This window comes from Vibrio sp. Y176 (genome assembly GCF_033438945.1).
Genome location: NZ_JAWOQS010000005.1, coordinates 371,796 through 386,389 on the forward strand (window position 1 = coordinate 371,796; position 14,594 = coordinate 386,389).

General features: G+C 46.4%; 15 protein-coding genes. All 15 read right to left on the reverse strand.

The features are described 5' to 3' along the window. Positions 1-21: 21 nt before the first annotated feature. The 15 genes from R7O13_RS15320 to fliL all read right to left on the reverse strand — a co-directional run bounded on the left by R7O13_RS15320 (position 22) and on the right by fliL (position 14,540). Positions 22-2,256, reverse strand: coding sequence for a chemotaxis protein CheA (locus R7O13_RS15320; protein WP_154205109.1), 2,235 nt, complete (start codon positions 2,254-2,256; stop codon positions 22-24). A 9-nt stretch (positions 2,257-2,265) separates the two neighbouring features. Further along, on the reverse strand, positions 2,266-3,006 hold the full coding sequence (locus tag R7O13_RS15325; RefSeq protein ID WP_005380502.1) for a protein phosphatase CheZ: 741 nt from the start codon (positions 3,004-3,006) through the stop codon (positions 2,266-2,268). 118 nt (positions 3,007-3,124) lie between these two features. Further along, entirely contained in the window at positions 3,125-3,493 is a 369-nt protein-coding gene (cheY, locus tag R7O13_RS15330; RefSeq protein WP_017635949.1) for a chemotaxis response regulator CheY, read from the reverse strand. Positions 3,494-3,538: 45 nt separating this feature from the next. Then, positions 3,539-4,273 (reverse strand): RNA polymerase sigma factor FliA, encoded by a 735-nt coding sequence (locus tag R7O13_RS15335; protein WP_005380499.1) that lies wholly within the window; start codon positions 4,271-4,273, stop codon positions 3,539-3,541. Further along, positions 4,266-5,153, reverse strand: a complete 888-nt coding sequence (locus R7O13_RS15340) for a MinD/ParA family protein (protein WP_005380498.1) — start codon at positions 5,151-5,153, stop codon at positions 4,266-4,268. The genes R7O13_RS15335 and R7O13_RS15340 overlap by 8 nt, the downstream gene beginning before the upstream one ends. A 14-nt stretch (positions 5,154-5,167) precedes the next feature. Further along, on the reverse strand, positions 5,168-6,685 hold the full coding sequence (flhF, locus tag R7O13_RS15345; RefSeq protein ID WP_017635950.1) for a flagellar biosynthesis protein FlhF: 1,518 nt from the start codon (positions 6,683-6,685) through the stop codon (positions 5,168-5,170). Between the two features lie 28 nt (positions 6,686-6,713). Then, positions 6,714-8,813: a flagellar biosynthesis protein FlhA gene (gene flhA / locus R7O13_RS15350; protein WP_025998722.1), complete on the reverse strand. Its 2,100-nt coding sequence runs from the start codon at positions 8,811-8,813 to the stop codon at positions 6,714-6,716. Between the two features lie 210 nt (positions 8,814-9,023). After that, the gene (gene flhB, locus R7O13_RS15355; RefSeq protein WP_005380490.1) at positions 9,024-10,154 is read right to left on the reverse strand and encodes a flagellar biosynthesis protein FlhB; all 1,131 of its coding nucleotides are present in this window, start codon (positions 10,152-10,154) and stop codon (positions 9,024-9,026) included. Positions 10,155-10,157: 3 nt separating this feature from the next. Continuing rightward, positions 10,158-10,940 carry a flagellar biosynthetic protein FliR gene (gene fliR, locus R7O13_RS15360; RefSeq protein WP_258644809.1) on the reverse strand — a complete coding sequence of 261 codons (783 nt, stop codon included), beginning with the start codon at positions 10,938-10,940 and terminating at the stop codon, positions 10,158-10,160. 8 nt (positions 10,941-10,948) lie between these two features. After that, a complete protein-coding gene (fliQ, locus tag R7O13_RS15365; protein WP_005380488.1) occupies positions 10,949-11,218 on the reverse strand; it encodes a flagellar biosynthesis protein FliQ in 270 nt (89 codons plus the stop codon). Positions 11,219-11,242: 24 nt separating this feature from the next. Next, positions 11,243-12,112 carry a flagellar type III secretion system pore protein FliP gene (fliP, locus tag R7O13_RS15370; protein ID WP_005380487.1) on the reverse strand — a complete coding sequence of 290 codons (870 nt, stop codon included), beginning with the start codon at positions 12,110-12,112 and terminating at the stop codon, positions 11,243-11,245. Further along, a complete protein-coding gene (gene fliO / locus R7O13_RS15375) occupies positions 12,099-12,512 on the reverse strand; it encodes a flagellar biosynthetic protein FliO (RefSeq protein WP_262665345.1) in 414 nt (137 codons plus the stop codon). Before fliO ends, fliP begins: the two co-directional genes overlap by 14 nt. Position 12,513: 1 nt before the next feature. Further along, positions 12,514-12,924, reverse strand: coding sequence for a flagellar motor switch protein FliN (gene fliN, locus R7O13_RS15380; RefSeq protein ID WP_005380479.1), 411 nt, complete (start codon positions 12,922-12,924; stop codon positions 12,514-12,516). Positions 12,925-12,982: 58 nt separating this feature from the next. Next, the gene (gene fliM, locus R7O13_RS15385) at positions 12,983-14,029 is read right to left on the reverse strand and encodes a flagellar motor switch protein FliM (RefSeq protein ID WP_005380478.1); all 1,047 of its coding nucleotides are present in this window, start codon (positions 14,027-14,029) and stop codon (positions 12,983-12,985) included. A gap of 7 nt (positions 14,030-14,036) precedes the next feature. Continuing rightward, positions 14,037-14,540 carry a flagellar basal body-associated protein FliL gene (fliL, locus tag R7O13_RS15390; protein WP_005380477.1) on the reverse strand — a complete coding sequence of 168 codons (504 nt, stop codon included), beginning with the start codon at positions 14,538-14,540 and terminating at the stop codon, positions 14,037-14,039. Between the last annotated feature and the right edge of the window lie 54 nt (positions 14,541-14,594).

Genomic DNA, 14,594 nt, shown 5'->3' on the forward strand with positions numbered 1-14,594 from the left:
TTTTAATAACGTCAGCTTTGCTTAAAGGCGTGAAGCCGCAGCATATCGCTTAAGTAAATCAGGCACATCTAGAATTAATGCAATATGGCCATCGCTAGTAATTGTCGCACCAGCCATACCTGGAGTGCCCTGTAATAGATTATCGAGTGGCTTAATAACCACTTCTTCTTGACCAATAAGCGTATCCACAACAAAACCAACGCGCTGGTTACCAATCTGTACAATCACCACGTGACCGTGACCAGTACGCTCTTGGACGTTTTGCGATTTGGATGCCAACCAGTTTTGTAAGTAAAATAGTGGGATAGATTTCTCACGCACAATAATCGTCAGCTGACCATCTACCACGTTTGTACGACTAAGATCCAAGTGGAAAATTTCACTCACCGAAGCCAGTGGTAGAGCAAAAGGATGACCGCCAACACCAACCATCAGAGTCGGTAAAATCGCTAACGTTAGTGGTACTTTGATCGTAATCTTAGTGCCCTTGCCTAGCTCAGAATCGATATCGATTGAACCGTTTAAGGTATTGATCGCCGTCTTAACCACGTCCATACCCACACCACGACCAGAGATGTCAGAAATTTTATCTTTACTTGAGAAGCCAGGTGCGAAGATAAGGTTGAAGCACTCTTTATCTGTTAAACGTGCCGCCGCATCTTCATCCATCATGCCACGCTTCACCGCGATGCCACGCAGTTTGTTCGGGTCCATACCGCCACCATCATCTACGATGGATAGTTCAATATGGTCCCCTTCTTGCGATGCTGACAAAATCACTTTACCTGTACGTGATTTGCCGGCCTTCGCGCGTGCGTCTGGCATTTCAATACCGTGATCAACCGAGTTACGCACCAAGTGAATCAACGGATCGGCCAATGCTTCTACAAGGTTTTTATCGAGATCGGTTTCTTCACCGCGCATTTCTAGCACGATGTCTTTATTTAGGTTACGAGCCAAGTCACGGACAACGCGTGGGAAACGGCCAAACACTTTCTTAATTGGCTGCATACGCGTTTTCATTACCGCGCCTTGTAGATCCGCAGTTACCACATCAAGGTTAGCGACCGCTTTGGACATCTCTTCGTTGTCGCTATTCAAACCAAGGCTTAATAGGCGGTTTCGAACCAATACGAGCTCACCCACCATGTTCATGATGGTATCAAGCGTCGAGGTATCAACACGAACGGTTGCTTCAGCCTGAGGTTTTTTAACCGCTGGTGCTTTGGCTTCTTCTTTTAACGCGACTGGTTTAGATTCTGGCTTTGGTGCTGGCGCTGCTTGAACGGGTGTTGGCTTAGCAACAGGCTCAGGTTTCGCAGGGCTTTGCTCTACGTTTGCTGAAGCTGGCTTCGTTGCCATATCCAATTCTTCTAGCGTTGGACCTTTACCTGAACCATGTAGCTCATCGAGTAACTTTTCGAACTCTTCGTCCGTCATTAAGTCACTGTCTTGATTTGATGAAGATGACACTGGAGCGGAAGGCTCTGCCGCTTTAGGTGGCTCTACTGGTACAGATGCAGCAGCCTCTGCCGTAGAAGGGCTTTTTCCTACACCGTGCAGTTCATCGAGTAAACGTTCAAACTCATCATCAGTGATATCACCACTTTCAACTGATGGTGCACTCGATTGAGGCGGTTCAGATGGCGTTGTAGGTGTCGCAGACATTGAGGTGCCTGGCGCTGAACCTTTACCATGAAGCTCATCCAGTAGCTTTTCGAATTCGTCTTGGGTAATTTCATCAACAGAGCCGACACTTGATGGTGCTGACGGTGCAGCAGGTTCTTCGATGATAGGCTCGGGAATAATAGGTTCTGGAGTAGCCACTGGTTCTTCAATTACGGTTGCCGCTACTTCATCTTCTGACTCAGGTTTGCATAGACGATGAAGTTCTTCAAGAAGCTCAGGGTCCGCAGCTTCTAACGGCTCACGATCTTGAACAGCCTGGAACTGGGTATTAACCGTATCCAAGGCTTTTAGCATCGTATCCATTAAGTTTTGCGTTACCGTGCGTTGACCGTTTCGTAAAACGTCGAACACGTTCTCCGCACCATGACAAGTATCGACTAGCTCTGCCAATGAAAGGAAGCCGGCACCGCCTTTTACGGTATGAAACCCGCGGAAAATAGCATTAAGTAAGTCTTTGTCTTCTGGGTTATTTTCCAATTCAACCAACTGCTCAGAAAGCAGCTCGAGAATTTCCCCAGCCTCAATGAGAAAGTCCTGAAGAATATCTTCGTCTAAATCGTAGCTCATACGTTACCTTTAAAATCCAAGACTGGACAACAAGTCATCGACTTCGTCCTGCGATGAAACCGCATCTTCTCTCAGTTCTGGATGAAGAATCGGGCCTTCGGCTTCGCTTGTTTGTGTATTCTTTTTATCTGCCGGTTCTGACAAAACTTGAATGTGTTCTTCAAGTTTATTTCCAGAGAATACGGTTAGGATTTCCACTAAGCGGCCTTCTACTTCATTAACCAACGTAATTACGCGGCGAATGATTTGGCCAGTTAGGTCTTGGAAGTCTTGCGCCATGAGAATTTCGGTCAACTGGCCGCGCAATTCAGTGCTGTCACCTTCGACTTGCACTAATAGCCCGTCGATTCGGTGGCACAGTGCTTTAAATTCGCTTAATTCTATGCGCCCGTGCATGAGTTCATTCCATTGAGGACGAACTTTTAGAAGGCAATCATGCAGGTTGTCAGCGATAGGAAGGCAGCAGTCGACCGCATCCATTGTTTTGTTGGCTGCAAGCTCTGTCTTCTCGATCACATAATTGAGACGATCCCTAGCGTTAGGGATTTCGTCTTTCGCAATTTCGGTCATGCGCTGATCGAGACTGAACTGCTTGAGTGATTCGTGAAGGTCTCGAGTTAACGCTCCAATTTCTTGCAGCATTGGGTTATCGGCACCTTCGTAGATCGAGGCAACAAGCATATTGGCTTGGTCTTGTTCCCCGTTTTCTAGCATTTGAACGAGTGACTTCGCCTGCTCTAGTGAGATCATTCTGAATAGACCCTTTTACGTTTAGTTCTTCTTATCACTTTGAAAACGCTAAACGAGTCATTTAATAGGTATTTAATAATTGGTATGAATGACTCGAATAACAAAGAGAAAGAGAGAGTTATAAACGCTCGAAAATTTTATCTAATTTTTCTTTTAATGTTGCAGCAGTAAATGGCTTAACAATGTAGCCGTTTACGCCTGCTTGAGCAGCTTCAATGATCTGCTCACGCTTCGCTTCAGCCGTGATCATTAGAACTGGCAGATGCTTAAGTTCTGCATCCGCGCGGATGTGTTTAAGCAAATCGATGCCTTGCATACCTGGCATGTTCCAGTCAGTTACAACAAAATCGAAGTCACCTTTTTTCAGCATTGGTAATGCGGTTAAACCATCGTCCGCTTCTTGAGTGTTATTGAAACCCAAGTCACGAAGCAGGTTTTTAACAATACGGCGCATTGTTGAGAAATCATCAACAATAAGGATCTTCATGTTTTTATTCAAAATTGCCTCCACTGAATCGTAAAATCAGTGTTTTTAGTCATTTTGTGTCCACGCACTGAGCTTGGTACGTAAACGTTGCATCGCTTGACTCAGTATTTGACTTACGCGAGATTCGCTTACGCCTAACACATCGCCAATTTCTTTCAAATTGAGTTCTTCATCATAATAAAGCGAAAGAACCAAAGCTTCACGCTCTGGAAGCTGTTTTATTGATTCAACCAGTGCTTTTCGAAATGATTCATCAACTACCCCTTTGAATGGGTTGCTGTCATCGGTTTCATCCGCCGGTGAAATCACATCATCAGAAACGCCTAAATCTTCAATACCGACTAATTTTGAGCAGTTGATATCGGTAAGAGCACTATGATATTGATCCAGTGTCATACCGAGATGCGTGGCTACTTCAGAATCAGTAGGATCTCGATTTAATTCGCCTTCCAGCTCCGCAATCGCTTGGTTAATCTCTCGATTATTTTTATGAACAGAACGCGGTACCCAATCGCCTTTACGCATGTCATCTAACATTGCGCCACGAATACGGATACCTGCATAAGTTTCAAAGCTCGCACCTTTAGAACCATCATAATTCTGCTGAGCTTCGATAAGACCGATCATGCCGGCCTGAATTAAATCCTCTACCTGAACACTCGGCGGTAAACGGCCTAGTAGGTGGTGAGCAATGCGCTTAACCAACACTGAATAACGTTCAATGAACGCCTGCTGGCTATTAAATTTGCCATGTTGGTCATAGGTTATCGCTTTATTCACCAAAAGGGTCCTCTGCGAATTCGGTACGATTTAGCAACCTTTCCACAAAAAATTCCAAGTGTCCACTTGGTGTTTTCGGTAGTGGCCACGTCAACGCTTTGTTTGCTAGTGAGCTGATAGCTAAAGCAGCAGGCGAGCGTGGGAACGCATCAACGACAATTTTTTGTCTTTTTACAGCCTGTCGTACTTTATCATCTAATGGAATACATGCTACGAGTTCAAGGCTAACATTCAAGAATCGCTCTGTGACTAGTGTCAACTTTGCAAACAATTCTCGCCCTTCACGGTAGCTTCTGACCATATTTGCTACAACTTTAAAGCGTTGAACTTGGTGTTCTTTACTCAACAGCTTGATTAATGCATAGGCATCTGTGATTGACGTCGGTTCATCACACACAACTACAACCACATCTTGAGCTGCTCGCGAAAAACTGATTACCATGTCAGAGATACCAGCAGCGGTATCAATCAGCAGGACATCCATTTCGTCTTCAAGACTACCAAATGCTCGAATGAGTCCAGCATGCTGAGCGTGAGAAAGCTCTGTCATGCTCTGTGTGCCAGAAGTTGCAGGAATTATCTTTATACCATAAGGCCCTTCGACAATCGCATCTTTTAGCTCACATTCACCCGCTAAGACATGTCCTAGATTACGTTTTGCACGAATTCCGAGCATCACGTCCACATTGGCCAGACCTAAATCAGCGTCGAGAACCATCACCTTCTTGCCTTGGCGAGCCATACAAATCGCCAGACCCAGTGTTACGTTTGATTTCCCCACACCACCTTTGCCGCCAGTAACAGCAATCACTTTGGTCAACGATGGTTGTGTTAAGCGACGGAGGCCGCTTGCTTGATCGTGTATCATATTCTCAGTCATAGTAGTCCGCCGCCTTAGAGTCCTTCACTGTCACTGTTCCAAAAGTGAGGTTCGTTCTCTGTCGACTTCTCTAACAGTTCATTTGCTTTCGCAAGCATATATTTTGGTTGCGCTATCACAATGTCTTCTGGTACGCGCTGACCATTAGCGATGTAAGCTACTGGCATTGCGTTTTGAATCACTACACTGATGAATTCGCCTAGGCTTAATGACTCATCAAGCTTCGTCATAATACAACCCGAAAGTGGTATACGTCGGAAGTGATCCAGCGTTTCTTGTAGAACACGACGTTGTGCGGTAGCCGGCAAAACAAGGTAGCTGTGAATCACTTCTCCGCTCTCTTGCATTAGAGTGTCGAGCTGCTCGGAAAGCCTCACATCTCGTTGCCCCATCCCTGCCGTATCGACCAAAATCAGTCTTCTGTTTCTTAGCTGATATATAACATCGGCTAACTCGTTAGAATCTTTAGCAACTCTTACGGGACAACCCATGATTCTTCCGTAAATTGAGAGTTGCTCATGTGCACCTATGCGATATGTATCTGTTGTCACAAGGGCCACATTGTCGGCACCGTATTCCATGGCTGCGCGTGCTGCGAGTTTCGCTACGGTTGTTGTTTTCCCAACCCCAGTCGGACCCAACAATGCGACTACGCCACCACGTTTTAAAATGTCCTGTTTAGGAATATTGATTTGATCCGCCACCAGCGACAATAACGCTTTCCACGCTCGCGCTGGCTTTGTATCTTCCGGAATATAACAGGCCATCTGGTCTGCTAACTCCGGAGAAACGCCCATTCGCTCTAAGCGCTTAATCAGCATTGCTCTTAGCGGCTCACGGCGTTCTACTTCTTGCCACATCAGGCCAGAAACTTGGTGCTCCAACAGACGACGAATTGACGTCATCTCTTCGCGCATGCTTTCTAGCTCATCGGCCGATTCGTCACGCTCATCACTTGGGCGACGTCGGTCATAGCGCGTCGGGTCCAGCTTGGGCGTCGGACGTTCAAATCGATTGTCCTGTGCGATTAGCTTCGCCAAAGGTGAATCTGGTTGATATGGCGCTGGCTTTTCTTGGTTGTAGCCGTCGCGATGCTTATTTTGGCGTTGCAGCAAAGCAGAGAGCGAATCTTCATTTTCCGCTACGTGGTCGTCAGCATCTGCTGCACCACCGCTATATTGCTTAAGCATATTAGCGAATCGCTGCGTCATTGAGCCTGTTTTTTCATTGTTACTGTTATTACTGTTCAGGCTAATTTTATCTTCATCTAAATGACGATCTTGGTAACGATCAGCAGAAGACGATGACATTTGACGATGTTCGTTATAGCGATTCGATTGAGAAGCACCGCGATTTTGCTGTGACGCTGCGCTTGCTTGAGGCGGATTAGATTCACTATCTATCGCCGCAACAATCGCTACTCCACCAGCCACTTTCTTGTTTGACATGATCACCGCTTCCGCGCCTAACTCCTCTTTCACTTGGAGCAGCGCCGTTCTCATGTCTTTGGCAAAAAATCGCTTTATTTTCAAACTATGAATCCATTAATGATGCGTGAGATCAGTTACCCACGGCTTGCACAATTCTGATCTGTTTTTCATCCGGGATTTCTTGGTAAGACAGTACCCGGAGATTAGGTATTGTGTTCTTCACAAATTTAGCCAACGTCGAGCGTAATACACCAGAAGTAAGCAGAACGGCAGGTTCGCCTTTCAGTTCTTGTTCCTGTGTCGCTTGGCTTAGTGAAGACTGCAATCGCTCAGCGAGTCCCGGTTCAATCCCCGCGGATTCGCCTCCTGATGCTTGCATAGTTTGATGCAATATTTGTTCCAGTTCAGGTATCAAAGTAATCACTGGTAACTCAGGCTCTATACCATTGATTTCTTGAACAATTAGACGTTTAAGACTAATTCGAACTGCTGCCGTCAATATGTCAGCTTCTTGACTCTTACTTGAGTACTCAGCCAAAGTTTGAACAATCGTGCGAATATCGCGGATTGGAATGGCCTCGTTTAACAAGTTTTGTAGGACTTTCACCACCACACCTAATGGTAATTGGTCAGGAACAAAGTTCTCGACCAACTTAGGCGCGCTGCGTCCCAACATTTCTAATAAATTCTCTACTTCTTCATGGCCAATTAGCTGTGATGCGTTGTTGGTCAATAGCTGGCTTAGGTGCGTCGCTAATACCGTTGATGAATCAACAACCGTATAACCCAGAGCCTGCGCGTGCTCACGCTGATCTTCTCGGATCCATACGGCTTCCAGTCCAAAAGCAGGGTCAATGGTTGGCTCACCATCAATCATGCCATACACCTGACCTGGGTTAATCGCTAGCTCTTGATCCGGACGAATCTCTGCTTCGCCCACCGCAACCCCCATCAATGTAATTCGGTAACTGTTTGGGGTCAGCTCAAGATTGTCACGAATATGAACCGCTGGAATTAGGAACCCAAAATCTTGCGATAACTTTTTACGCACACCTTTTACCCGCTCTAACAGTTCCCCACCTTGATCTCTGTCCACCAAAGGGATTAAGCGATAACCGACTTCCAAGCCAATAATATCGACTGGCTGGACGTCATCCCAAGACAGTTCGCGCTGTGAGGAAGGTTCTGTACCTTCGTCTGCTGTTGCTGGTAAAGCGGGCTCTTTCGCTTTCTGCTTCTGCCGTTTGTCGATGAAATATGCCGCTGCACCGGCCGCGACTGCCAGGCTCAAAAACGCAAAGTGTGGCATGCCCGGTACGATGCCCATCACACCAAGAATAGCCGCAGTAATCATCAGCGCTTTTGGGTTGTCGAACATCTGGAAGACCAGTTGTTCACCCATGTCTTCATCGGTGTTTTGGCGTGTCACCATCATTGCCGCTGCAATTGACAGCAATAGCGATGGGATTTGTGCGACCAAACCATCACCGATTGTCAGTAAGGTATAGATTTCAATCGCTTCACCGAAACCCAATCCATACTGCGCCATACCGATCGACAGACCGCCGACGATGTTGATAAACAGAATCAAAATACCGGCAATCGCGTCACCTTTTACGAACTTCGAGGCACCATCCATCGAGCCATAGAAATCCGCTTCTTTGGTCACTTCAAAACGACGAACTCTTGCCTGCTCTTGGTCTATCAATCCGGCATTCAAGTCCGCATCAATCGCCATTTGCTTACCCGGCAACGCATCAAGCGTAAAGCGAGCACTTACCTCAGAGATACGACCCGCACCTTTGGTCACCACCATAAAGTTGATGATCATTAAGATGAGGAAAACCACTAGGCCGACCGCGTAGTTACCACCAATAACGACGTTACCGAACGCCTCAATTACGTTACCTGCCGCATTACCGCCTTCATGACCATGCAGTAAGACGACACGAGTCGAGGCAACGTTCAAAGCCAAGCGGAGCAACGTGGCGATCAGCAATACCGTTGGAAAAGCAGCGAAGTCCAAAGGGCGACGTGTGTAAACGGTCACTAACAACACCACCATCGACAGCGCGATGTTAAAGGTGAAGAACATATCCAGCAAAAATGCTGGAATCGGCAGTACCACCATCGCTAGGGTGGCCAAAACCATCACCGGAGCACCAATAGCTGGCATTTCACGTTGAGGGATTCGTGGCAATTTATCTGCAAACGGCAGGCTTAACTTCATACTGCGAGAGATCTCAATCGATTGAAGCGTCACGTAAGCTCTTACTATTAATACGCGACCGCTTTAGCCTAAAAGTTTAGGTAGGGTTGATAATTAAAGCGTTTTAAGCAATCTATGTACCATAATTAGCGCCAAAATAATGACTAAACACTCAAATAGAGTTTAGCTTTTGATCAAACGAGCTTTTTTAAGGCTTTACCGCTTTTCGTATCAATGACGGTGCTCGGGCGGGATTGGCAAATCATAATCTTGAATTTTCGGGCGCTGTCCACCTCGTTTTCGGTATTGCTTCAATTGGAATACAAATGCCAAAACCTGAGCGACGGCAGTAAATAACCCATCGGGGATCTCTTGCTCGAGCTCTGTCGTGTGGTACAACGCACGAGCCAAAGGTGGTGCGGGCACAATCGTAATGTCATGTTCGCGTGCGACTTCTCGAATCTTCATCGCCATGTGGTCAGTACCTTTAGCGATCACGACTGGCGCACGGTCTGTCTTCTGCTTATAACGAAGCGCTACCGAGAAGTGCTCTGGGTTAGTAACAATAACATCAGCTTGAGGAACATCCGCCATCATTCGACGTTGAGCCGCTTCCCTTTGCAACATACGAATACGGCCTTTCACTTCCGGCTTACCTTCAGTCTCTTTGTATTCGTCTTTGACTTCTTGCTTCGTCATTTTTAACTGATCGGCGTGCTGCCAGATTTGAAATGGAATATCGATGGCAACCACAATCAATAGCGAGCAACTGATCAGCAAAATAAAGTTCAGCAAAATATCTAAAGCATGGAAGATGTTTTGCGGATACACATCCATGCTCAATTGAATCAGATCGGCCTGCGATGCTTGGATCAAATAGATGGCGACACCAGTGACCAGAACCACTTTAAGGATTGATTTGATCAACTCTACCCAGCTTTGCATTCCAACCATTCGCTTTAAGCCGCTAAGCGGATTCATTTTCGACAGCTTGGGCATGGCCGCTTGGGCAGAAAAACTGATTCCTCCCACACCTGCTGCTCCAATCATGGCGGCGGTAAACAATGTCGCTAACACCAAAAATAGTGGGAACAACAAATCACTCATCGCGCCCAAAGCGATATCAAACAGTTTTGCAGTATCGAAAATCTCTTCTCGTTGAAGATCAAATAAACGGCTCATGATGGAAAACAATGAACGTGCTAACGCCTCGCCAAACCACATCAATGAAATGGCGCCAACGATCAGCACAGATGCTGATGCCAGCTCTTTAGATCGAGCGACCTGCCCCTTTTCTCTGGCTTGTTGTAACCGTCGGGGCGTGGCTTCTTCGGTGCGTTCCTGACCGTCTGATTCTGCCAAATCTTAGCACTCCAAGCGAATAAGCCGACAAATCTGCGCCTCACCCACTGTCCAGAACATTTCATAATGACTGTATAGACCAGCCAGTATGTACCAACAAAGTAATAGACCCACCATCAAAGCAAAAGCAAAACCAAGCGAGAAGATATTCAGCTGTGGTGCGGCACGGGTCATTACACCAAACGACAAGTTAATGGTCAGTAGTGCAATAATGCCGGATAGAGACATACTCAGTGCCGTTTGGAACATAAGACCAAGCCAGCCTGCCATTTCACGGAAATCAACCGCGTTGAGCGAGCCGGAGCCAATCGGCAAAGTTTTAAAACTGAACACCACCAATTGCAGCATTTTTAAGTGTCCATCGGTGGCAAGGAAAAACATTGTCGTTAAGAACATGAATAACTGGCCAAGCAATGGCGTGTTCTGACCATTTGCAGGATCAACCATAGAAGCAAAGCCCAAACTTGATTGCATACCCAATATTTGACCAAGTAGGACAAAGGTTTGAATCATAAATTGAGTAACCATACCCATCGCTATGCCGATGATCATTTGCTCGGCAATGGTCATGAAGCCACGAAACGAGAGTAGCTCAATGTCTTGAGGTACGGCGGGGATGGCTGGCATGACAGCGAAAGTGATGGCTAAACCGAGGTAAAGGCGGATTCTTGGCGAAACAAATCGGGCCCCGGTTACTGTCATCACCATCAACATGGATGAGATACGAACATAGGGCCAGAAGTAGTTTGCGATCCAATCTAAGACAACGCTAGTGGGGTACTCCATAGGCGCCTCTAATAAAGCACCTGAGGTAAGCGTTCAATCAAGCCATAGAAATATTCCATCAACATTTGCGTCATCCAATGCCCAAACAGCATCAGGGCCAAAAGCGTGACAATCAAACGCGGTAAGAAGCTCAATGTTTGTTCGTTGATGGATGTCGCAGCTTGAAAAATCGCGACTACAAGGCCGATAAGCAAGCTTGGGATGATAATAGCGCAGACCATGATAAGCACCATCCAAAGTGCTTCACGGAAAAGCTCGACAAACATTTCTGGTGTCATGTCTTATCCTCTATCTGCGCTTAACTAAAGGGCAAAGCTGCCCGCGAGTGTCGAGAGTATCAAGTTCCAACCATCGACCAATACGAACAACATCAACTTGAACGGCAACGAAACAATCATTGGTGACAACATCATCATACCCATTGCCATCAGTACCGAAGCGACTACAAGGTCAATAATCAAAAACGGCAAGAAGAGCATAAAGCCAATTTGGAATGCAGTTTTTAGCTCTGAGGTGATAAAAGCCGGAATCAACACCGCCATCGACACATCTTCTGGATTCTCGACTTGCTCTCCTGACATGGTTACAAACGTCTCCAAATCTTTGATTCGGGTCTGCTTAAGCATAAATGCTTTCATTGGCGCTTGTGCAGCATCAAACGCTTCTCGCGCCGTGACTTGCTCGTTCAAATAAGGCTGAACAGCTTTGTCGTTGATTTCGTTCAGGACAGGAGACATAACAAAAAAGGTCAAAAACAGCGCAATACCAATAATAACCTGATTAGAAGGCGTTTGTTGCAAACCCATTGCCTGACGCAATATCGACATCACCACCACAATTCGAGTGAACGAGGTCATCAGAATCACCATGGCAGGCAAGAAGCCAAGCATGGTCATTAACGCTAAAATTTGTAGTGTAACCGAGTAGTCTTCACTGCCATCAGGGTTCGTGGTCATGGTGAATGCTGGAATACCACCGCCACTAGAAACGGACATAGCACGGCTAGCACCAGTATCACTTTGCATAGCCTGAACTGTAACACTACTTCCATCGGCTAAGTTATCTGGCAGCGCTGACTCCTCTGCTTCAGCAAAGGTAAATGAAGAAAACAGCACGCCGACAAAAAGTAACAACGTACTCAGGAGCAAACGAATTGGATTACCCTTTGTCATATTTTTTGATCAGCTGGCTAAATTGAGTCGCAAAAGCATTGGTCGCCAACTCTTCCTCTTTCAGTGGCTTATCTAACTTGGCTAAAGTTTGGATCGATTGGCTAGTAATCCCAACCAAAAACTGTTCTTCACCCACTTGAACTACTGCGATTCTTTCTTTTGTACCCACTGGCAACTGACTCACTATACGCAAGCCCTTTTGTTGTCCCATCGCTGGCACTTGCATACGTTTCAGCAACCAAGCCAGCAAAAGAATCACACCGATTACAAGCACAAGCGAGCCAAGTGTCGTCGCAAGATCCAGATTATTTGGTGCGGCAGCAAATGCATAAGGAGCACTTAGCATTAAGCTCAGTGCTCCAGTGATTTGCTTCAATCGCATTTTGATTGAACGACTCATCTTAACGCAGCTTCTTAATTCGTTCAGTTTGGCTGATCACATCCGTCAAACGGATACCAAACTTATCGTTGACGACCACGACTTCGCCGTGAGCAATCAAAGTACCGTTAACCAATACGTCGAGCGACTCACCGGCTAGACGATCCAACTCAACAACCGAACCTTGGTTAAGCTGCAACAGGTTCCGAATGCTAATTTGAGAACGACCGACTTCCATCGAAATCGTCACCGGGATATCCATAATAGTGTCGAGTTTACGACGCTCATCTTCGCTAATTGGGCTTGAAGTGTCTTTTAGCTCTTCCAGTGGCGCAGCCAATACTTCATCTACGTCTACAGAAGGGGCAGACGGGTCTTCGCCAAGAGCGGCTGCCCATTCGTCTGCTAGCTTTTGATCGTCACTTGGTTCCATTTTTCTATCCTGTGTTACGCCTTACTCATGCCATAGCATGTCTGTTTAATAAGGTATCTTAATGGTCTATATCGTCTTCACTCTCAAGCTCGGACATGATGTCTTTACCTAAGAAAGCTAAATCTGTTTTGACGACATGTGGGCGCTCAATTTCCTCAGAAATTTGCACCGCTAATTTGTCTTCCGAACGACCCATTTTTACGCGATAGGTCGGTAGGTCTTCTACAAACATCGTCGCATGTTCTGGCATTTCAATCGGGATGATATCGCCCGGTTGCAGCTCCATGAGGTCACGCAAAGAAATGTCTTTTTCGAGCAAGTTCACGCGGAAGTTAACCGGACAATCCATGATCTCTTCACGTAGTGCTGAGCTCCAGCGAACGTCCGTTTCCATCTTGTCGGACTGAACACCTGCATCCAATAGTTCACGGATAGGCTCAACCATGGAGTAAGGCATAACGACATGAAAATCGCCGCCACCGCCGTCAACTTCTATATGGAAGGAACTCACGACAATCACTTCTGTCGGGCTGACAATGTTTGCCATACTTGGGTTTACTTCAGAGTCGAGATATTCGAACTCTACCCCCATCACTGGCGACCACGCTTCTTTATAATCTTCAAATACAATTTTCAGTAACAACTGAATGATGCGGCGTTCCGTTGGGGTAAATTCGCGGCCTTCGATTTTGGCGTGGAATCGACCATCACCGCCAAAGAAGTTTTCTACCAGAATAAAGACTAAACGAGCCTCCATGGTGATCAACGCAGTGCCTTTTAACGGACGAAAACGCACCATGTTCAAACTGGTTGGCACGTACAATGTGTTCTGGTATTCACCAAACTTCATCATCTGCACGCCATTGATCGACACCTCTGCCGTTTTACGCAGCATATTAAACAGACTAATACGCATGTGCCGTGCAAAGCGCTCGTTGATAAGTTCGAGCGTCGGCATTCGACCACGTACGATTCTGTCTTGCGACGAGAAATCAAAATTGACGGCACCCTCAGTGTCGTTTTCTATCGGTTCATCGACGTCATCAACATCGTCAACCCCATGCAATAGCGCATCAATTTCGTCTTGGCTTAATAGATCGGTCACGTTTTACCTATTGAATAACAAAATCTGTAAACAGTACTTTTTCAATCACTGGCTTACCGACCGCAGCATTCAGCGCTGCTTTGATATCTTCGGAAGCACGATCGCGCAACTCCACTCGTCCTGTAGGAGAGCGCAATTGATCAACCGTCGCGGAAGCAAACGTTGATAGCATAGAGCTTTCAATCAGTGGCGAATGATACCGCGCCAACTCTTCATTTTCTGCACCGCGAACCATTAACTGCGCTTTAATTTGAACCAGCCTATCGCGGCTATCCCCAGTAACGTTAAATACAAATGCCTGAGGAAGATTCACATACGCGATGGGCGCAGCATCCGATGCCTTCACTTGAGCCTGTTGAGACGATTCAGCCTGAGCAGGTTCATCAGAGCCCATTAGAAAAAATGCCGCTGCCCCGCCACCAAGTAGTAATACTACAACAGCGATGATGATGATAAGTAACTTGCTTTTTCCTTTCGGCGCATCGGCCCCTTGTAACTGTTCTTCTGCCATTCTTGTCTCTTATTGTTCTTTTGAGTTACCAAGACGTTTTAGTGAGTTGCTTGG